This is a genomic window from Bradyrhizobium sp. 40 (assembly GCF_023100925.1).
GTDB lineage: Bacteria > Pseudomonadota > Alphaproteobacteria > Rhizobiales > Xanthobacteraceae > Bradyrhizobium.
In genome coordinates this window covers 5,151,934-5,172,175 of sequence record NZ_CP064688.1, presented here as the reverse complement: position 1 = coordinate 5,172,175, position 20,242 = coordinate 5,151,934, and the positions used below count along the sequence as shown (strand labels likewise).

The window sequence follows — 20,242 nt, the reverse complement described above, 5'->3', positions numbered from 1 at the left end:
TCATTGCGAGCGCAGCGAAGCAATCCAGACTGTTACCGCGGAGAGATACTGGATTGCTTCGCTGCGCTCGCAATGACGAGCATATTCTAAAAATTCACCCGGTTCGAGATCGCGCCGTCCACCACCAGATTGGAGCCCGTGGTGAACCCCGACACCGGGCTCGCCAGAAACACCGCTGCGCTCGCGATCTCCTGCGGCGTCGCCATGCGGCCGGTGGGGTTGCGCTTCATCGCATCATTGTAGCGCTCGGGCATGTTCTGCTCGATCGTATTCCAGACGCCGCCCTTGAAATAGACCGTGCCGGGCGAGACCACGTTGACGCGGATCTTCTTCTTCGCATATTGCCGCGCCAGCCCCTTGGCCATGTGGATCAACGCAGCCTTGATCGGGCCGTAGGAGCTCGCCGTATCCGCTTGCGCCGCGGAGATCGATGAGATGATCACGAAGGCGGCGTCGCCGCTGCTCGCACCGCTGGCCTCGAGGAATGGCCGCGCGGCGTCGAACGCGTGCACGGCGCCGAGCAGGTCGAGCCGAAAATTCTGTTCCCACGATGCGGCATCATGGCCTTGCGCCATCGCGCCCGCGTTGGAGAACAGCATGTCGATGCCGCCAAGCTCCTTTGCAGCATTCTCGATCCAGGATTTCAGTGCCGCGCCGTCGGTGACGTCGACCGGGCCGCCGGTCGCGCGAATCCCGCTCGCCTTCAACTCCGTAATGGTGGCGGCAACCTGATCCGCGTTGCGTGCACACACCGCGACATTGCTGCCTTCGCCGGCCAGCGTCGCCGCAATCGCCCGCCCGATGCCGCGCGTCCCGCCAAGTACGACGGCGTTCTTGCCCTTGAGACCGAGATCCATTGTTTGGTTTCCTTTTTTGTTGGTCGCAGCGAGTGTAGCTGTTTCGAGAGACGCCCAAAAGCCTCCACATCGTCATTGCGAGCAGCAATCCAGACTGCCACCGCGGAAAGACTCTGGATTGCTTCGCTTCGCTCGCAATGACCGTGTGGAAACAGCGGCCCTCACTCCGGTGCCGCCCCCACCGGCGGGCCGCCGGGCGGGCGGTGCAGGAATGTCAGTGAGACGTAGGCGCCGGCCCAGGAGCCGATCGCCGCGAAAGCCACATAGAAAGCGTTTTCGGTGTAGCTGATCACCGCATAGGAGGAGAGCATGTACCAGACCGCGCTCCAGTTCGCCGCGGGCACGCGCTTGCGGGCGATCACGGCCGAGGTGAACATGACATAGACCGCGTCGGTAGCCGCCGTTGCGATGAACACGGCGCCTGCGGTGAGAGGATCGATGGCGGCCATTGCATGTCCTTGTGTGCTAATGCGATGGTCGCAAACTAAAGGGAGAGAAGGGTCATGCAAAGCCCCACAGAAATTCTCAGTGGCATCTGGACCTCCGCTGGCGGTGACGCCGCCGCGCTCGCGCACGTGCGGCTGACGGGCGAGGAGCCGCAGATCCCGTCCTCGTTTCGCGTCGCAATTGCCGGCCAAACGACTATCGCCGCCGCCGGCCTTGCCGCCGCCGAAATCTGGAGATTGCGCAGCGGCGAGGCGCAGGACGTCAGCGTCGAACTGCGCCGTGCCGTCGCCGAATGCCGCTCCGAGCGCTACTTGCGCGTCGACGACAAGCCGCCGCCGCCCGCCTGGGATGCCATCGCCGGCGTCTACAGAACCGGCGACAACCGCTTCGTCCGCTGTCACACCAATTTTCCGCATCATCGCGACGCCGTCTGCAAGGTGCTCGGCTGCGAACCCGAGCGCGAGAAGGTGCAGGCCGCATTGATGCAATGGAAGGGCGAGGATTTCGAGACTGCGGCTTACGCTGCGGGCGGCGTCGTTGCCCTGATGCGCTCCTACGACGAATGGTCGGCGCTGCCGCAGGCCCGCGCGCTCGCCGAATTGCCGCTGGTCTCGATCGAGAAGATCGGCGAGGCCCCGCCGAAGCCATGGCTAAAAGGCGATCGCCCGCTCTCGGGCCTGCGCGTGCTTGATCTCTCTCGCGTCATCGCGGGGCCCATCGCCGGCCGCACGCTCGCCGCGCACGGCGCCCATGTGCTGCTCGTGTCAGGCCCCGAACTGCCGGCCATTCCGTGGCTGACCATCGACACCGGCCGCGGCAAGCTCACCACCTTCATCGAGTTGAAGAGCGAGGCGGGCAGAGCGCAGATGCGCGCGCTGTTAAAGGACGCCGACATCTTCTCGCAAGGCTATCGCCCGCGCGCGCTCGCCGCTCTCGGCTTTACGCCGGAGGACGCGGCAAAAATCAATCCCGGCATCGTCTACGTGACGCTGTCGGCCTATGGCCATGCCGGCCCATGGGCGGAGCGGCGCGGCTTCGATTCTCTGGTGCAGACCACGACCGGCTTCAACCATGCCGAGGGACAGGCTGCCGGCATCGATGGACCGAAGGAATTGCCGGCGCAGATGCTCGACCACGCCACCGGCTATCTGATGGCGTTCGGCGCGATGATGGCCAAGGCTCGCCAGGCCCGCGAAGGCGGCAGCTGGCACGTGCGCGTATCGCTGGCGCAGACCGGGCGTTGGCTGTGGGATCTCGGACGGCTCGAAAATGGCTTGAACACCCCGGATATTACGGGCGAGGCCGTACACGCTGCATTCATCGAGAGCATGCCATCTGGCTTCGGCCCGTTGAAGGCGGTGCGCCATTCAGCGCTGCTGTCGAAGACGCCGGCGCAATGGAGCCGTCCGGCGATGCCGCTCGGCAGTCATCCGGCAGAGTGGCCGGTGACAAACTGACGTGAAGCTGACGTGTCGCAAATTTTTAACGCAAACCGAAAGGCGCGCGGCGTTTTTTAGGTTGTTTGAAATCACAATTCGGCACTATTAGCGCGACCGATGACGCCGGCATCCGCTGGTATCATCGCAGACATGACCGGGCCCCATGGTAGTTGAAAATACCAAGCGATTGCAGGTGCTTACAAAACAACGGGTAATTACATCCGTAGTTTTACTAGCTCTTGCCGGTGCCGGGGCTTACGGCTTCCTCCATGCGGGAGCGAAGGAGAAGAACCACTCCGAGATCTCCAGCCAGTCGCGCAGGAATGCGCAGAACTTCACGCCGACGCCGTCGGAATGGGCGACGCTGACGATCGAGCCGGTCAAGGCCAAGACCTTCCGCGCCGAGTATGTCACCGAGGGCAAGGTCGCTGTCGACGAGGACCGTTCGACGCCAGTGTTCTCGCCCTATGCGGGCCGGGTGACCAAGCTGCTTGCCAAGCCCGGCGAGGTACTGAAGCAAGGTCAACCGCTGTTCACGATCGAGGCCGCCGACACCGTGCAGGCCCAGAACGATTTCATTGCGGCGATGAGCTCGCAGAACAAGGCGAAGTCGGCGATCGATCTTGCCGACATCCAGTTCAAGCGCGCCAAGGACCTCTACGAGGGCCATGCCATCCCCCTGAAGGACTATCAGCAGGCGGAAGCGACCCAGGTTCAGGCGCAGAACGACATGCGCTCATCGGCAACGGCGCTGGAAGCCGCGCGCAACAAGCTGCGTATCCTCGGCTTCACCGACGAGACCATCAAGGCGTTCCAGGACAAGGGCGTCATCAATCCGGAAGTCACGATCTATTCGCCGATCGCGGGCACGGTCGTGCAGCGTAAGATCGGCCCCGGCCAGTACGTCAATTCGGGCGCCAGCGATCCGGTCTTCGTCGTCGGCGACCTCTCCACGGTCTGGCTCACCGCCTTCGTGCGCGAGAGCGATGCGGCTGCCGTGTGCATCGGGCAGGACATCACCGTCAACGTGATGGCGCTGCCGGGCCGTCCCTTGACCGCCAAGGTCAACTACGTCGCCGCCGCGATCGATCCGAACACCCGCCGCCTGCTGGTCCGCGCCACCATCGACAACAAGGACGGTCTGCTGAAGCCGGAGATGTTCGCCAACGTCACGATCTATTCGTCCGGCGACCGCGCCGCGCCGGCGGTACCGAAGCAGGCCTTGATCTACGAAGCCGACAAGGTCCGCCTCTGGGTGGCACGCGAGGACAAGTCGGTCGAGCTGCGCGAGATCAAGATCGGTCTCATCAATGGCAATCTCGTCGAGGTCACCAGCAATCTGAAGCCCGGCGAGCAGGTGGTCACCAAAGGCAGCCTGTTCATCGACCGCGCGGCGTCCGGCAGCTGATCGACGGGCCGAGAAAAAAAGACAAGCTGAAGACCTGAATGGATCGCCTCGTCGCCCTTGCCGTCAACCGGCGCTTCCTGATGGTCGGGATGTTCGTCGCCGTGCTCATCGGCGGCCTGATCGCGTTCAACCAGCTCAACATCGAGGCTTATCCCGATCCGACCCCGCCGATGGTCGACATCGTGACGCAGAGCCCGGGGCTGTCGGCGGAGGAGATCGAGCGCTACATCACGATTCCGATCGAGACCCAGGTCGCGGGTCTGAAGAACGTGACGACCATTCGCACCATCTCGCTCTACGGCCTCTCCGACGTCAAACTGCAGTTCTCTTTCGCCTACACCTATGACGAGGCGTTGCAGCAGGTCTTGAACCGCCTGGCGCAGCTCGCGCCGCTGCCCGGCAACGTGCAGCCGCAGATCTCGCCGCTCAGCCCGATTGGCGAAATTTTCCGCTACCGTCTCGTCGGTCCGCCGAACTACAGCGTGCTCGACCTCAAGACCATCCAGGATTGGATTCTCCAGCGGCGCTTCCGTGCCGTGCCCGGCGTGATCGACGTCACCGGCTGGGGTGGCAAGAGCAAGACCTATGAGCTCCAGGTCGACTTCAACAAGCTGGTCGCCAACGGCCTGACGCTGCCGCAATTGCTCCAGGCGGTCGGCAATTCCAACGTCAATGTCGGCGGTAACACCGTCAATATCGGTCAGCAATCGGCCGTGGTGCGTGGCGTCGGCCTGATCCGCTCGATCGACGACCTCGCCAACACCATGGTCTCGCAGACCAACGGCAATCCGGTGCTAGTCAAGGACGTCGCCACCGTCACCGTCGGCCAGAAGCCACGTCTCGGCATTGCCGGCCTCGATGAGTCCGACGACATCGTGCAAGGCATCGTCCTGATGCGCCGCGGCGAGCAGAGCTCGCCAACCATCAAGCGCGTCCACCAGCTCGTTCAAACCATCAACGAGTCCAGCATCCTGCCGCCCGGCGTGCGCATCGAACGCATCTACGACCGCGGCGACCTGATTGAGCTCACCACCCACACCGTGCTGCACAACATGGTGGTCGGCATTCTGCTGATCGTGCTGCTGCAGTGGATCTTTCTCGGCGATCTCCGCAGTGCGCTGATCGTCGGCGCCACCATTCCGTTCGCGTTGTTCTTCGCGGTGATCATCCTGGTGCTGCGCGGGGAATCGGCGAACCTGCTGTCGGTCGGTGCGATCGATTTCGGCCTGATCGTCGATGCCACCGTCATCATGGTGGAGGCGATCTTCCGGCGCCTGACGCAGACGACGCCGATGTCGGAATCCGAGCAGATGTCGTCCGAGACGCTGTTCGGCATGAAAAGCCACGCCATCCTAAGCGCGGCGGCCGATGTCTCCCGTTCGATCTTCTTCGCCGCGGCGATCATCATCGCGGCCTTCCTGCCGCTGTTCACGCTCTCCGGCGTCGAGGGCAACATCTTCGGACCGATGGCGCGCACCTATGCCTACGCGCTGGCCGGTGGACTGCTTGCGACCTTCACCGTCACCCCGGCGCTGTCCGCGATCATCCTGCCCGCGCATGTCAGGGAGACCGAGACCAAGGTGATGCTGATCCTGCATCGGATCTACATGCCGGTGCTGCATTGGGCGGTCGCCAACCGCGGCTTCATGCTCGGTGGTGCGTTCGGCCTCGTGCTGATGACGGTTGCGCTCAGCCGGTTGCTTGGCCTCGAATTCCTGCCGAAGCTGGAGGAGGGCAATCTCTGGATCCGCGCCACGCTGCCGCCGACCATCTCGCTTCAGGAAGGCAACTCCTACGTCAACGAGATGCGCAAGGTGATCCGCGCGCGGCCTGAAGTGGAATCCGTGGTGTCGCAGCACGGCCGCCCCGATGACGGCACCGACGCGGCCGGCTTCTTCAACGCCGAGTTCTTCGCGCCGCTCAAGCCCGCCAGCCAATGGCCCGGCACCCGTGACAAGGAAGAGCTGACGGCGCAACTGCTCAAGCAGCTTGACGATCGCTTCCCCGGCGTCGAGTTCAACTTCTCGCAATATCTCCAGGACAACGTCTCCGAAGCCGTCTCCGGCGTGAAGGGCGAGAACTCGATCAAGCTGTTCGGCAGCGACCTCCAGGCGCTGACCGACACCGCCAACAAGATCAAGTCGGTGCTGTCAACCGTGCAGGGCGTCACCGATCTTGCGGTGTTCACCTCACTCGGGCAGCCGACCATCCAGATCGACATCAACCGTGCCAAGGCCGCGCGCTACGGCCTCGCGCCGGGCGACATCAACGCCACCATCAAGGTCGCGATCGGCGGCGACACCGCCGGAGACATCTACGAGGCCGGAAGCGACCGCCACTTCCCGATCATCGTTCGCCTCGCGCCGGAATTCCGCAGGAGCGCGGAGGCGATCCAGAATTTGCGGATCGGCGCGCCCGGACCGAACGGCACCGTCACGCAGATCCCCCTGAGCGAGGTCGCCAGCATCAGCCTCGTCTCGGGTGCGGCCTACATTTATCGCGAGCAGCAGGAACGCTATCTGCCGATCAAGTTCTCGGTGCGTGAACGCGACCTCGGCAGCGCCATCCGCGAGGCGCAGCAGAAGATCGCCGATCAGGTGCAGCTGCCGCCCGGCGCGCACATGGACTGGGTCGGAGAATTCGGCAATCTCCAGGACGCGATCCGGCGATTGTCGATCGTGGTGCCGATCTCGCTGGCGCTGATCGGCGTCCTGCTCTGGTTCAATTTCGGCTCGATGACCGACACGCTGCTCGCCATGAGCGTGATCCCGATGGCGATCTTCGGCGGCGTGCTCGGTCTTTTGATCACCGGCACCGCCTTCAGTGTCTCGGCGGCGATCGGCTTCATCGCGCTGTTCGGTATCGCCGTGATGGACGGCATCATCATCCTGTCGCAGTTCAATCAGCTCATCGAAGAGGGCATGGACCGCATGAGCGCGGTGATACGCACCGGCGAATTGCAGCTTCGGCCGGTGCTGATGACCTGCGTCGTCGCCGGCATCGGCCTGTTGCCGGCCGCGCTGTCGGAAGGCATCGGCTCGCAGGTGCAGAAGCCGCTCGCGGTCGTCGTCGTGACAGGCATGATGCTCGCCCCGATCGTGATCCTGGTGACGCTGCCGGTGTTGATCTCCCTCTTCTCCCGCCGCGCACGCTGACGCCGCCAATCACAGCATCCGCTGCGCGATCCGCACCAGCATCATGGTGCCGAGGCCCAGCAGCATCAGGCTGGCCAACCGACTGCTCATCGACAGCATGCGCGGCGTCAGCCGTGACCGCGCCGTTGCCACGATCGTGCTGAGCACGGTCCACCAAATCGCGGAACCGACGAAGACACCGGCGATCAGCGGGGCTGCCGCGGCCTGCATGGAGAAGGCTTGCAGCGCAGCCAGAAACAGGATGACGGTCAGCGGATTGGTGAACCCAAGCGCGATGGCGCTGAGATAGGCGCGCGCCAGATGCACGTTGTCGATGTCGTCGGTCGCCTGGAGTGCGACCGAGCCGCGATGGGTTCGGATCGCGAACCACAGCAGTGTGAGCGCCGAGACAATGCCGAAGCTGGCGGCATTGGCCTCGACCCAGGGCTGTGCAAGCGAGCCCAGGCCCAAAACCGCGAGGGCGCTGTAAGTGAGATGCACGGTCGCCGCGCCGAAGCCGGTTGCGAGGCCCGTGGCCATTCCTGATGCCAATGTGCGCTGAATGCACAGCATGCCCATCGGTCCGATGGGGGCGGCGACGGTGAAACCAATTCCAATGCCGGAAAAAAGCGCGGCAAGATAATGCGATAAAGGCATGCACCCGCACGAACAAATGAAATCTGTGCGTGTGCGTAGCCCTGAAAAAGAATCGCCGCCTCAACCAGAAGGGTGAGAAACGAACGAGAGCACAAACACGTTCGTGTGAGTCCAACGGGTTTGTGCCTTCGCGACAACAGTTCCACGCCTCACTGTGGAGCCGTGTCGCGGTCGTTGAACCGAATTGCGCTTGGCGCGACTCAGAATCCGTAAAGTTGCGCCGGGTTGTCGACCAGGATCTTCTTGCGCACATCCGCATCCGGCGCCCACACCGGAAGCTGGTTGAGCAGGCGGCCGTCGTCGATCTGGTAGAGCGGCGCGATGTCGGTGGCTTTGCGTCCCTCGACACGGCTCGAATCCGGATGCGGCCAGTCCGTGCCCCAGACGATGCGGTCCGCATTCGCCGCGATCAGTGCGCGGGCATAGGGCACCATGTCCTGATAGTCGGGCGCGAGCTTGGAGGAGCGATAGGCGCCGGAAATCTTGACATAGGCCTTGCCGGATTTCACCAGCGCGACCAGATCGGAAAATCCCGGCTGCTCCAGCCCAAGCGAGGCCTCGAGGCCGCCGAAATGGTCGAAGACAACGGGTACTGGCGCCGTCTCGACGAGGTCCTTGATCGCCGAGATCATCGGAAGCGTGGTGTAGAGCTGCACGTGCCAGCCGCGCGCCTTCATGCGCTCGACTGCGGCGGTGAAACGCGGCCGGCCGACATTGGGGTCGTTGACGCCGCCGGTCGCGAGATTGAGGCGGACACCGCGAAAGCCGTCCGCCTGCATGGTATCGAGCTGGGCCTCGGTCGTTTTGTCGTCAATCACGGCCACCCCGCGCGCGGCCGCGCCACGCGCCTTCATGCCGAACAGGGTGGAGGCGTTATCGGTGCCGTAGACACTCGGCGTCACGATCACAACGCGCTCGATATGCAGCGCCTTGTGCAACGCGGCCATTTCCTCCGGCGAAGCCGGCTCCGGCGTGTAGACGCGGCCCGCGAAGAACGGAAATTTTTCGACATCGCCATGGATGTGGGTGTGACAGTCGCAGGCATGGGCCGGGACGTCGAAATTAACTGGCGTCGCGGGCTGCGCGGCACGTGCGTGGGCTTTGTTGGACATGGCAACTCCGGCGGCAAGGGAGGCAAGCAGGACGCTGCGTCGGCTGAGCATGGTTTCTCTCCCCGTTTTGTTATTTGGCGGTGGCGTCGGGACAGTATCACATCAGCCCGGCAGCCGCTGCGCTTCGCTGCATAGCTGCTCGACGAGGTCCGCAAGCGGGCGTGAGCCGTCGACGCGCACGACCGGGCAAGGCAGCTTCGCGAGCCACGCTTCATCTTTTGCGAGACTGCGGCCGTCGCGGTCGCCGGCTTCGTAGTGCGAGGCCCAGTCGACGAACGACTCCGCCTCCTCATGACGCCAGCCGCCCTGTGCGGCGGCATCCGCTCCGAAATGCGTAGCCTCGCGGTCACGCAGGCGCTGCAAGCGAAGCTCGCGCGGCGTCGTCACAAAGACGACGAGATCGAAGAATGGGACGAGCTCGTCGCCCCGGCCGGTGACCGTTCCGCTCAGCACCCAATCGAGCCGCGGCAAAAACATCTCGCGCATCGGGCGCAAACGCTCGGCGGCAGGGCGTGTCGTCTGGTAGGGCGGCGCCGTCGGCAGCCAGAAATAATCATCGCTGTCGTGATGCGGCAGCGCAAGCCTGCCGGCGAGCGCGCGACCGATCGTCGTCACGCCGGAGCCGGAGGCTCCCATCAGATGGATGCGGCGGCTTTTCATCGGCACCAAGGCGGACGATTTGAAGCTACTGCCCGGACGGCGTGCGCAGACCGTGCCAGGCGTCGCGGACTTGCTGGTAGTGCACCTCGGGCAGATAGTCCGGCGTGTTCAGGCTCAAGGTCTTGACGTCGAGATGGCCGACGGCGCTGAGCAGCGTGTAGGAGGCGATTACGCGGTCGCGATTGGCGCCGATCAGGCGGGCCTTGGCCTGGATCAAATCGGCCTGCGAGTTCAGCACATCCACCGTCGTGCGCTGTCCACCCGCGGCCTCGCGCTGCACGCCCTGGAGCGCGACGGTCGCCGCCTTCACTTCGGACTCCGACGCCGAGACCGCAATCTTGGCGCCTTCGTTGGCAACCCACGCGCTGACCGCCGCCGTGCGCGCCTGGTTGCGCACCTGGTCGAGCACGAGCCGGCTCTGCGCCGTGATCTCCTTGGCCTGCCGGGTCTGTGCGGCGGCCTGGCCGCCGTCGTAGATCGGCACGGTGACATTCGCGACGATCGAGGCCTGATCTTCGGCGAAGGTGCCGAGCGTCGGGTCGTTGTTGCGGCTCTTGCTGGCGCTGCCCTGGACGCTGGCGCTCGGCAGCAGCGCGCCTTCGGCGACGCGGATGTTGGTGGAGGCGACATCAACGTCGAAGCCCGCCGCCATCACCGCCGGGTGCTGGCGGATCGCCATCGTCAGCGCGTCTTCGCGGCTCTTCGGCAGATAGCGGTCGACGACTTCGGCGGCGCGAAGCTGCGACGGCGCATTGCCGATCACCTGCGCGTAGATCGCCTGGCTCACCGCCAGCGCGACTTCGGCGGCGTTGAGATCGGAAAGTCCGCGGTTGAGCCGCGCCTCGGCCTGAGCGCTGTCGGTCGGCGTGACGTCGCCGGCGTTGAGGCGCCGCTGGGTGACCGAGAGCGTTTCGCGCAGGAAGGCGACGTTGGAGCGCTGCGCCTCGACCAGCGACTGGTTGGCGAGGACATTGGTGTAGGCGGTGACCGCGTCGAGCAGCACGCCCTGGCCGACGTTGCGCAGCGCCTCGCGGCCAGACTGCACCTGGAGTTCGGCGGCGCGCACGTTGTTGGCGGTGCGGAAACCGTTGAACAGGGTCTGCGACACGGTGACGCCGATGATCCATGGCTTCAGATTGGCGGTCTGGATGGTGTTGTCGGGCAGCAGATTGCGCACCGATTGCAGCCCGGCGCTGAGGCTTGCCACGATCTGTGGCCGGTAGCCGGCGAGCGCCTGCGGCACGTTCTCGTCGGTGGCCCGCTGCCGCGCACGTTCGGCATTGAGCTGCGGGTTGGTCTGGTAGGCCTTGGCGAGCGCCTCCGGCAGCACTTCCGCCCGTGCGGCGGAGGGCAGGGCGCAACAGAGCGCAAGCGTGGTCCATGTCGCGAGCACAGGAGCCACGCCCGATCGATGCCGCGCCATCACGCGACCAGCTCTGGCGGCACGCCCAATCATGTAATCCGCAAATCCTGGCTGTCCGCCCCCGCCGACGGCGGCTCTCTTAACTGTTTAACCAGCCGAGGTCCCGCAGGCAAACTGCCGCGGGGGAAACCCCCATGTATTCCGTGCTTGTTGCAGCTACATCACAGGGATTCTGCGGGAAAGGCAGAGTCTTACACCAGCCTGACCGCTCGCCTCCTTACCGGTTCTTGTTCACCGGCTTCCGCTTCTCGATGAACGCCGCCATTCCCTCGGAGCGGTCCTCCAGCGCGAAGGTCGAGTGGAACAGGTTGCGCTCGACGCTCATGCCCTCGGCGAGCGTGGTCTCGAAGGCGCGGTTGACCGCTTCCTTGGCCATCGCGACCGCGGGCCGTGACATCGCGGCGATCTTCTCGGCCGCGGCCATCACCTCTTCCATCAGCTTGTCGGCCGGCACGATGCGGCTGACGAGGCCGCTGCGCTCGGCTTCGGCTGCATCCATCATGCGGCCGGTGAGGCAAAGGTCCATCGCCTTGGACTTGCCGATCGCACGGGTCAGGCGCTGGGTGCCGCCGATGCCGGGGATGGTGCCGAGGGTGATTTCGGGTTGGCCAAATTTGGCGGTGTCGGCGGCGATGATGAAGTCGCACATCATCGCGAGCTCGCAGCCGCCGCCGAGGGCATAACCCGCGACCGCGGCGATCGTCGGCTTGCGGCAGCGCGCGACCCGATCGCCGCCGATCGCGGCAAAATCCTCCGAGAACATGTCGATGAAGCCTTTCGGCTGCATCTCCTTGATGTCGGCGCCGGCGGCAAATGCCTTCTCGCTGCCGGTCACGACGATGCAGCCGATGCCGTCATCGGCTTCGAGATCGTCGACGGCCGCGGCGATCTCGCGGAAGACGCCAAAGGAGAGTGCGTTGAGCAGCTTCGGCCGATTCAGCTTGATGATGCCGACCGCGCCTTTGCTTTCGACGATGATGTGTTCGAACGTGCTCATGCTCCACCCACGCTTTTGGTTGAGCGGGCAATGTGCCCGCTGGCGCGGTGGGCTTCAAGAGGCGCTAAAGCCATCGGAGCAGGAACGGCCGGAACACGCGGCGAGATGCGCGTTCCGGACGAGGTCCCGCGGGCCGGCGATCAGGCCGTAATCAAGCCAAAGTCACGCCATGAACATGCGCGCGGCGGAGGCCAGCGTCAGCAGCGTGCCGACGCCGATGAAGATCTTTCCGATCAGGGAGCTCTGGTCCCAGGCCGAGCTCTGCTGGCTGCTTGCCATCACCGGTGCCGGACGCGGCTGCGCGTCGATTGCGGCAATCACCGCCTTCTGCGCCGGCGCGTTGTCCTGTTGCAGGGCGCGGTCGATATCGTTGAGCTGATCGGGTGCGACGACCTGGCTATCGGGGTTCGGGGCGGCGGTATTATCGGCCGCGGCCTGGACGTTGTCGTTGGCCCGGCCGGTCATTGCTGAGGCGGCAGCCGCGGTCGGCGTATCGGCGGCGGCGAGCTGCGCATTGGCGTTGGCGACTTCCGGCGGCATCTGGCTCGAGGCCGGGACCTCACGAGTGTCGGCCTTCGCCTCGTCGGCCGTTGCCGCGGCGTCCTTCTTGTCGGCCTTGTCGTCGGATTTCTGCGCCGTCTTGGTGTTGTCGCGGTGGCGCGACGTGTGACGCCGCTGCTTGCTCGGCTTGACCTCGTCCGCCTGTTTGCTCGCATTGTCCGACTTGCTGCTAGCGGCTGAACTCGGCGCCGCCTGTGCAACGCCCCCGAACAGCACGAAAAGCCCGGCCAGGAGAATCAGGGCCGCGCGCCCGCTGGCTTTCATCATGTTGACATCTCCCCAAGTCCGCCCGTCCCGGACCGAACAGAGACCCTGGCGCGTGACGACAGCGGGGCAGAAAATGGGAATCTTCGGGCCACACCGGGCAAAAGCGCGGCAATCCCTGGCCGTCGCGGCCGGCCGCGGGTGCGTACGGGACCGATCGGTGTTATGAGCCGTCGCAGATCCTGACGGCCGTATCGGTTGCGTGGCCAAGCATGATCACGAATTCGTGATCATGCTGCCGCCGGCGTAACAAACTGAAAGAACGGCCGAATTGCATGGTGAGGGGCGCGCGTGCGCGGACGTGAGGACGAGTGGACCGACCTGATGCGGTCGGCCATGGCAGGCGATGACGCGGCGTATCATCGTCTGTTGAAGGCGGTCACGCCTGTGCTGCGCGCTGCCGCGAGGCGCGGCCTGGCGCGGGCCGGGCAGCCTCCCGACCAGGCCGAGGATATCGTGCAGGAGATTCTGTTGGCGGTGCATCTGAAGCGGCACACCTGGGACAGCGAAGCCCCCTTCGCCCCGTGGCTGTTTGCGATCGGCCGCAACAAGCTGATCGACATGCTGCGGCGACGGGGCAGGCGGATCTTCGTCAACATCGACGATTTCGCCGAGATCCTGCCGGGTGAGGCGCCGCAGGAGACGGTCTCGGCCGGCGAGGTCGCCAGCCAGCTCAATACGCTGCCGCAACGCCAGCGCGACGTGTTGCAGTCGATCGCGGTCGACAGCACCTCGATCAAGGACACGGCGGCGAAATATTCGATGAGCGAGGGCGCGGTGCGGGTCGCGCTGCATCGCGGACTTGCGGCGCTGACAGCCAAACTGCGGGACCACTAGTTATGGATACCGATCAACTCATTCGCTCGCTCGCGGCCGACAACGCCCATCGCACGCCGCGCGTCGGCGCGGTGCTGACCATGGCGCTGCTGGTCGCCGCGCCGCTGTCGATCCTGATCTTCGCCACCTTTCTCGGTGTGCGTCACGACGTGATGAGCGCGATGCGCAACCCGTTCTTCGACATGAAGTTCGCGGTCACGCTGTCGCTCGCGATCCCGGCAATCATCGTCAGCCTGCATCTGTCGCGTCCCGAGGCTTTGCTGCGTGGCTGGGGCTGGCTGCTGCTGCTGCCCGTCGGGCTGCTCGCGGTGGCGATCGGCAGCGAGGCGATGATGGCGCCGGCCATGCCGATGACGATGCGTTTGATGGGCAAGAATTCCAGGGTGTGCCTGTTCGCAATCCCCGCGATGTCGCTGCCGCTGCTTGCGGGGGCCCTGTTCGGCCTGCGCCACGGTGCGCCGTCGCACCCCGCGCTCGCCGGTGCGCTCGCCGGCCTGGTGTCGGCGGGCCTTGCCGCGACGCTGTACGCCTCGCACTGCACCGATGACTCGCCGCTGTTCGTCGCGACCTGGTACACGCTCGCCACCGCGTTGGTGACGGCAATTGGCGCGCTGGTGGGGGCGAGGGTCCTACGCTACTAGCTCGCCAGCTTCACGCCACCGGCGCCGCGCCCTGCTGCATGCGGTGGAAGCGCAGCACCTGCTGCGCGGTCGAGCTGCGCAGCGCCTCGTAAGCGTCGCGCAGCGTCAGCATGTCGGTCTGCGGGCCGCCTGAGAGCTTCTCGCGCAGGGCGATGATGGCGCGGACGCTCGACCATTGCATGGCCGCGACCTTGGCGAGGATCATCACGCCCTCGACCCGGCTTTCGATCATCATGGTCTCGGCGGTCTCGACTGCGACGCCCGCAAGCGCCGCGAGCCCCGCATTGGTTTCGTCGAACTTGCCCTGCTCTGCGAAGGTGGCGACCTGGAGCTCGGTCAGGCGGCCGTCCTCGTGCAGCGACCTCACCAGCGCCCGCGCCATCTCGGTCTGCCGGGTCGTGGTGGCGGCGCGGATCCGCTGAGCCGCTTCCTGGACCACGCTGGACACGTCGTCCGCGAGCTCCGGATGCGCGGCCTCCAGCTTCCGGCGCACGGTCAAGGAGGCCTTCGCGACCAGCTTCAAATAATGATGGCGGGGCAGGTCGGCCCGCAGGCCGATGCAGCTGGCGAGGTCGTCGTCACGTTCGGCGCGGGTCACGAGGTCGGCGAGACTTCCCTCGGACAGTTGCGCGCCCGGATTGCTGACGGTCGATTGCACCACATCCTCGTTGCCGCGGGTCACCAGCACGTCGGTCAGCGCTTCCGACAGCACCCGCCGCAGCGAGATCGCCTTGAGATGGGCCTGGCCCCTGGTGCGTGCGATCTCCATCAGGGTCACCTCGTCCAGCCGTTCGGATTTCGACAGTACCGGGCCGGAAACCTCGATCACCTCGTCGAGCGCGAGTGTGCGGATGATCTTCGGCGGCGCAGCCGCGATCGATGCGAGGCGGTCGGCGAGCAGCGCCCTGGCGGACGTCTCGATCCGCTCGATCAGGCATTGGAACACGTCGTCGAACACGCGGACGTGGTCGTCGGAATAGTCCACCGCGTTGCCCACGAACAGATCGGTGACGCGGCGCAACGTCTCGACCCGGTGCGCAACGGTGCCGTGCGAGAGAGCAGTTTGCAATTCCTCGAGCAGACTCTCGGATGATTTTACGGCTTTGGATCTCATTGCCCTGTCCTGGAGCGTTCGGCCCGGCCGCGGCTTCTGTCGCGCCGGGAGAAAATGGATTGGTCAGCTCGTTGCAATGCGGTTGCGCCCCTGTGCCTTGGCGGAATAGAGCGCGCTATCGGCGCGCACGAGAAACGTGTCGGCAGTATCGTTGTCGCGTAGCGTCACGACGCCCGCGGAAATGGTCACGCGCATGCCCGGGGAGAATGCGCTCCAGTCCAGATCGGCGACGATGCCGCGCAGCCGATCGAGCATGCGTGACGCCGCATCGCCGTCCATCCCCGGCAGCAGCAGCAAGAATTCCTCGCCGCCGTAGCGTCCGAAGCAGTCGGCCGGGCGGATGTTGGCGAAAATGGTGATCGCGAAGGTGCGCAGCACCTCGTCCCCGACGGGATGGCCATGGGCGTCGTTGATGCGCTTGAACCAGTCGAGATCGATCAGCGCGATCGCGCAAGGGGTCGACGTCTGCCGCGATTTTTCGATCTCGGCGTCGAGAAGCCGCATGATACAGCGGCGGTTGTAGGAGCCAGTGAGCTCGTCGAGCTCCGCCAGTTCCTCGATGCGCCGATAGGCGGCCTTCAGCTCGATGCTGCGCCGGTACAGGATCTTGCGCAACGTGGCGCCGAACAGGCCAAGGAAGGCGCACTGGCCGATCACCAGCACGAAGCACAGCATCGATGCCGCCCGTTGCAGCTGGGTCGTAACCGGCAGTCCGATTGGCAAGTCCGAGGCGAGGAAGACCAACGCGAGCCCGCAAGTGGTGAGACCCCAGGTGAGCATTGCCTGGCTCGATGTCATACGAAGCGTGCCGAAGGCGAAGATCAGAAACAGCACGGCCAGGAACGCGACTCCGACTGTCGGCACCGCGAGCAGGAACAGCAGCTGCAGCGTCATATGCGCCGAGATCTGGAAGACGGTGAGGTAATGATCCTCGAACCGGTCGCCGAAGCCCGCTTCCGATAGCACGGTGAAGGTACCGATGATCAGTAGGCCGCTGAGCCAGAACAGCGACGGAACGCCCATGGAGATCACGCCGTCAAAGGCGTAGAGCAGCAGGACGGAGGCGCCGAGCGAATAGCTCGCCACCTGGCCGACATACATCTGGCGCCGCTGCCGGATCCGGCGTGCCAGGACCTCGGGTGCCGCTGCCTCGGTCGTCAAGGCGAGATCCGCGGCCTCAGCGGCATTCCTCTCGGGAAAGGACGTCGCAGCCGTGCTCATGGTCCCGCCAGTGGTGGATGTCAGCTCAAAAATCTACGTCGCAAGCCTTTAGGTTTGGTATCCTTCGAAACCGAATCCACGCTGTGCAGCGCGGCAGCAGGGGACGTCGATCGCTCCAGGAATTTGCCGGCGATTAGGCATCGTGTGCGACGGGGTCGAGCCAAAGCAGGGCTTCGGAAGACATATGTCGTGCTAGGCTGCTAAGGTTCCATGCACGTCGGGCCGTCTCTACTGGGACGGCATTGCTCAGGAAAGTGTTTCATTACTATGTTACCGTTCTTGAGCGAGGCGCCCAGCCGCGGGTGGCAACAGGAAATTTCGCGTATGTGTGGTAGATCACACAGCCTCCCGTATGACTGCGGTAGGCTGAACAATTTTACCCCTCCCGTCGAACCGTCTGCCGCATCGACCCGACCAACCTTGCGAGACGGTCTTTGAGCGTGACACAAGCGGCTTCGGACGAGATCCTGATCGCCAGGATCGCTCAAGGTGACCGGCTCGCCATGCAGGTGCTGTACGGGCGGCACCATGTCAGGGTGTATCGGTTCGGCCTCCGGCTCGTGCGGGACGAGCAGGCGGCGGAAGACCTCATCAGCGAGGTGTTTCTCGACGTCTGGCGTCAAGCCGGCAAATTCGAGGGCCGATCCGCCGTTTCCACCTGGCTGCTGGCCATTACCCGATTCAAGGCCCTGTCTGCGCTTCGGCGCAGGAAGGATTTTGAGTTGGACGACGACGCCGCGAACGCGATCGAGGATACGTCCGACAATCCGGAAACGGCGGTGCAGAAGAAGGATACCAGTGAAGCGTTGCGGGAGTGTCTGACGGGCCTCTCGCCGGACCATCGGGAGATCGTCGATCTCGTCTACTACCACGAGAAGTCCGTGGAAGAAGTGGCCGAAATCGTTGGCATCCCGGAGAACACTGTGAAGACGCGCTTGTTCTATGCGCGCAAGAAATTGGCCGAACTGCTGAAAGCAGCCGGCATTGAGCGAGGCTGGCCATGATGGCTTTGAGCAAGAAGATGCTGGAGCAAGAGCCCGGTGAAATTGAACTGCTGCTGCCGTGGCACGCCGCCGGCACGCTGAACCCGCGCGATGCGCGCCGCGTCGACGAGGCGCTGGCGCGCGATCCCGAGCTCGCGAAGCAATATGCCGCGATCCGCGGCGAGTATGAAGAGACCATCCATCTGAACGAGAGCCTGGGGGCTCCGTCGGCGCGTGCGATGCAGAAGCTGTTCGCCGCGATCGACGCTGAGCCTGCGCGGGCGGCCGGTTCGCTGCCGCTGTCGGCGCGCATCGCCACCTTCTTTGCGAGCCTGTCGCCGCGCACTCTGGCCTGGTCGGCGAGCCTTGGCGCCATCGCGCTCGTGCTGCAGGCCGGAATCATCGGCGCCGTGTTGACGAAGACCCAGACTGCGACCTTCCAGACTGCTTCGCTCTCGACCAGCGCTCCGATCACCCGCGACCTCGGCACGACCGTCCCGCCAGCGCGCGCGCTGGTACGCTTCACGCCCGAGGCGCGCGTCGCCGATATCACGGCATTGCTCGACGGCTACCAGGCTTCGATCATCGGTGATGCCAAGGGCGGTATGTTCCGCCTCCAGTTCGACAAGGCGATGAGCCGTGACGAACTCACCTCGCTGCTCGGCAAGATGCAGCGCGAGAAGTTCGTCAACCTCGCCGTCGCAGCGCCGTAAGGCGCTTCCAACCAATGACGCGCAAGTTTGAAAGTGGAGTAAGAGCCGGGGCCTGCGCTTCGTCGGTCGCAGCCGCGCTTCTGCTCGCCGCCTGTCTCGGCGTCGAGGTTGCGCACGCGCAGGCGATCATGCGCACGCCGACGATCAGCGTCCCCTCTCGAATGCCGACGATTTCTCCTGGCATCGCCGCACGCGTCAGTCCCGGTGTTGCCGCCAGAGCGGTGGCCGTCGGCCGCGGTCCCGGTCCGATTGTGACGACGAGGATTTCGGCGCGGATGGGGCCGACGCCGGTGCTGCCTTATGCGCGCTACTCCCCGAACCTCTATCCCGCCTGTACCGCGCCCGATCGCGACGCCGCCGGCGAATGCCTGGCGCAGCAGAACGCAGGCGGCGATGGCTCGGGCAAATCGGGCAAGAAGACCGCCGGAAAGGGGCGCGGCAACAACACGCCCGTCGCCGCGGATTTGCGCACCTTTGCCGGCGAATTTGTCGCCGAGATCGACGGCGGGCTGTCGTTGAGCCAAGCCGACGAGCTTGCGCGTCGCCATGGCCTGACGCGCGTGTCCTCCGAGAATTTTCCGCTGATCGGGGCGACGTTCGGACTGTTCCGCATCACCGACGGCCGGCCCTCCGCGACGGTGCGGCGTGAATTCGCGGCCGACGGCAGCGTGCGTTCGGTCCAGCCGAACTTCCGCTACCTGCTTCAGGACCAGAAATCGTCGGTGCCGACCGAGGGAGATCCCGCGCAATATGCGCTGGCCAAGCTCCGCCTGCCGCAGGCACATACTCTCGCGCATGGCGCCAATGTGACGGTCGCCGTGATCGACTCCGGCATCGACGTCCAACATCCGGAACTTGCCAATTCCATTGCCGACAATTTCGATGCGCTTGGCAGCGCCGAGGGCCCGCACATTCACGGCACCGGCATTGCCGGCGCCATCGTGGCCCATGCCAAGCTGATGGGCAGCGCGCCCGAGGCGCGCCTCATCGCCATCCGCGCCTTCGGCGGCACCACCGGCGCGGCCGAGAGCTCGTCCTACATCATCCTGCGCTCGCTGAACTATGCCGCCGAGCATGGCGCCCAGATCGTCAACATGAGCTTTGCCGGTCCGAAGGATGCGGTGATCGAGCGGGCCATCGCGGCGACCGCCGCGCGTGGCCTGGTGCTGATCGCGGCCGCCGGCAACGCAGGCGCGAAGTCTCCGCCGCTCTATCCGGCCGCCAATCCCAACGTGATAGCGGTCAGTGCGACCGACCAGCAGGACAGGCTGTTCACCGCCTCCAACCGCGGCAACTACATCGCGGTCGCGGCCCCCGGCGTCGATATCTTCCTGCCGGCGCCTGACGGCAAATACCAGATGACGTCGGGCACCTCGTTCTCGGCGGCCTATGTCTCCGGCGTCGCGGCGCTGCTGCTCGAGCGCAACTACGCCTTGAAGCCGGAAGCGCTGCGCACGACGCTGGCAAAGACGGCGCGTGACCTCGGTTCACCCGGGCGTGACGATCTGTTCGGCGATGGCGAGGCCGACGCGTTTGCCGCGGTCATGGCCGTTCCCGCCGCCGGCGCGACGCCGGTCGCGGCCGCGTCCGGTACAACAAAACGTGAAGATATCGAGAAGCGTCGCGACGAGCCTGGCATCCGCGCATTAGAGCAACCTTCGTTGTCGAGCACCGAGGATAAAGCCACGGTTTCTCAAGCGGATAAGCCGACGACGCGATAGCGGCTGCGACAACTTTGCGCGCGGCGCGAAGGTCGAAAAATCAAACGCCGCGT

The 20,242-nt window shown here is 65.0% G+C and carries 18 protein-coding genes; 8 read left to right on the top strand and 10 right to left on the bottom strand.

Annotated features, from left to right (window positions below):
* Positions 1-86 precede the first annotated feature (86 nt).
* Together IVB40_RS25005 and IVB40_RS25000 are read right to left on the bottom strand one after the other, a co-directional pair.
* Positions 87-857, bottom strand: coding sequence for an SDR family oxidoreductase (locus tag IVB40_RS25005; protein WP_247816622.1), 771 nt, complete (start codon positions 855-857; stop codon positions 87-89).
* 161 nt (positions 858-1,018) lie between these two features.
* Positions 1,019-1,306, bottom strand: a complete 288-nt coding sequence (locus IVB40_RS25000) for a hypothetical protein (protein ID WP_007593600.1) — start codon at positions 1,304-1,306, stop codon at positions 1,019-1,021.
* Between the two features lie 54 nt (positions 1,307-1,360).
* Between IVB40_RS25000 and IVB40_RS24995 the strand changes: the two genes are divergently transcribed.
* The 3 genes from IVB40_RS24995 to IVB40_RS24985 all read left to right on the top strand — a co-directional run bounded on the left by IVB40_RS24995 (position 1,361) and on the right by IVB40_RS24985 (position 7,306).
* A complete protein-coding gene (locus IVB40_RS24995) occupies positions 1,361-2,761 on the top strand; it encodes a CoA transferase (protein WP_247816621.1) in 1,401 nt (466 codons plus the stop codon).
* A gap of 145 nt (positions 2,762-2,906) precedes the next feature.
* Positions 2,907-4,151, top strand: coding sequence for an efflux RND transporter periplasmic adaptor subunit (locus tag IVB40_RS24990; protein ID WP_247467430.1), 1,245 nt, complete (start codon positions 2,907-2,909; stop codon positions 4,149-4,151).
* A 38-nt stretch (positions 4,152-4,189) separates the two neighbouring features.
* Positions 4,190-7,306 (top strand): CusA/CzcA family heavy metal efflux RND transporter, encoded by a 3,117-nt coding sequence (locus IVB40_RS24985; RefSeq protein ID WP_247816620.1) that lies wholly within the window; start codon positions 4,190-4,192, stop codon positions 7,304-7,306.
* A 9-nt stretch (positions 7,307-7,315) separates the two neighbouring features.
* Here the strand turns inward: IVB40_RS24985 and IVB40_RS24980 are convergent, their stop codons facing one another.
* From IVB40_RS24980 to IVB40_RS24955, 6 genes are all read right to left on the bottom strand, one after another.
* Positions 7,316-7,942, bottom strand: coding sequence for a LysE family transporter (locus IVB40_RS24980; protein WP_247816619.1), 627 nt, complete (start codon positions 7,940-7,942; stop codon positions 7,316-7,318).
* Between the two features lie 200 nt (positions 7,943-8,142).
* A complete protein-coding gene (locus IVB40_RS24975; protein WP_247426087.1) occupies positions 8,143-9,105 on the bottom strand; it encodes an amidohydrolase family protein in 963 nt (320 codons plus the stop codon).
* A 51-nt stretch (positions 9,106-9,156) separates the two neighbouring features.
* The gene (locus tag IVB40_RS24970) at positions 9,157-9,714 is read right to left on the bottom strand and encodes a hypothetical protein (protein ID WP_247816618.1); all 558 of its coding nucleotides are present in this window, start codon (positions 9,712-9,714) and stop codon (positions 9,157-9,159) included.
* A gap of 25 nt (positions 9,715-9,739) precedes the next feature.
* Positions 9,740-11,170, bottom strand: a complete 1,431-nt coding sequence (locus tag IVB40_RS24965; RefSeq protein WP_247467437.1) for a TolC family outer membrane protein — start codon at positions 11,168-11,170, stop codon at positions 9,740-9,742.
* 184 nt (positions 11,171-11,354) lie between these two features.
* Positions 11,355-12,134 (bottom strand): enoyl-CoA hydratase, encoded by a 780-nt coding sequence (locus IVB40_RS24960; protein WP_247467440.1) that lies wholly within the window; start codon positions 12,132-12,134, stop codon positions 11,355-11,357.
* A 162-nt stretch (positions 12,135-12,296) separates the two neighbouring features.
* Positions 12,297-12,962, bottom strand: a complete 666-nt coding sequence (locus IVB40_RS24955; protein WP_247816617.1) for a hypothetical protein — start codon at positions 12,960-12,962, stop codon at positions 12,297-12,299.
* Between the two features lie 288 nt (positions 12,963-13,250).
* Between IVB40_RS24955 and IVB40_RS24950 the strand changes: the two genes are divergently transcribed.
* The gene (locus tag IVB40_RS24950) at positions 13,251-13,796 is read left to right on the top strand and encodes a sigma-70 family RNA polymerase sigma factor (protein ID WP_027569038.1); all 546 of its coding nucleotides are present in this window, start codon (positions 13,251-13,253) and stop codon (positions 13,794-13,796) included.
* A gap of 2 nt (positions 13,797-13,798) precedes the next feature.
* Positions 13,799-14,437, top strand: coding sequence for a DUF1109 domain-containing protein (locus IVB40_RS24945; protein ID WP_247467445.1), 639 nt, complete (start codon positions 13,799-13,801; stop codon positions 14,435-14,437).
* 10 nt (positions 14,438-14,447) lie between these two features.
* Here the strand turns inward: IVB40_RS24945 and IVB40_RS24940 are convergent, their stop codons facing one another.
* Together IVB40_RS24940 and IVB40_RS24935 are read right to left on the bottom strand one after the other, a co-directional pair.
* Complete coding sequence (locus IVB40_RS24940) at positions 14,448-15,551, bottom strand: DUF2336 domain-containing protein (RefSeq protein ID WP_247467447.1); 1,104 nt, start codon at positions 15,549-15,551, stop codon at positions 14,448-14,450.
* 63 nt (positions 15,552-15,614) lie between these two features.
* Positions 15,615-16,772, bottom strand: a complete 1,158-nt coding sequence (locus IVB40_RS24935; protein WP_247399247.1) for a GGDEF domain-containing protein — start codon at positions 16,770-16,772, stop codon at positions 15,615-15,617.
* A gap of 434 nt (positions 16,773-17,206) precedes the next feature.
* On the opposite strand from IVB40_RS24935, the gene IVB40_RS24930 reads away from it, so the two are divergent.
* Genes IVB40_RS24930 through IVB40_RS24920 form a run of 3 tightly spaced genes read left to right on the top strand, consistent with a single transcriptional unit; the run spans position 17,207 to position 20,189 of the window.
* On the top strand, positions 17,207-17,776 hold the full coding sequence (locus IVB40_RS24930) for a sigma-70 family RNA polymerase sigma factor (protein ID WP_007593582.1): 570 nt from the start codon (positions 17,207-17,209) through the stop codon (positions 17,774-17,776).
* Positions 17,773-18,468, top strand: coding sequence for a hypothetical protein (locus tag IVB40_RS24925; RefSeq protein ID WP_027569041.1), 696 nt, complete (start codon positions 17,773-17,775; stop codon positions 18,466-18,468). Before IVB40_RS24930 ends, IVB40_RS24925 begins: the two co-directional genes overlap by 4 nt.
* Positions 18,469-18,482: 14 nt before the next feature.
* Positions 18,483-20,189 (top strand): S8 family serine peptidase, encoded by a 1,707-nt coding sequence (locus IVB40_RS24920; RefSeq protein WP_247816616.1) that lies wholly within the window; start codon positions 18,483-18,485, stop codon positions 20,187-20,189.
* Positions 20,190-20,242 lie beyond the last annotated feature (53 nt).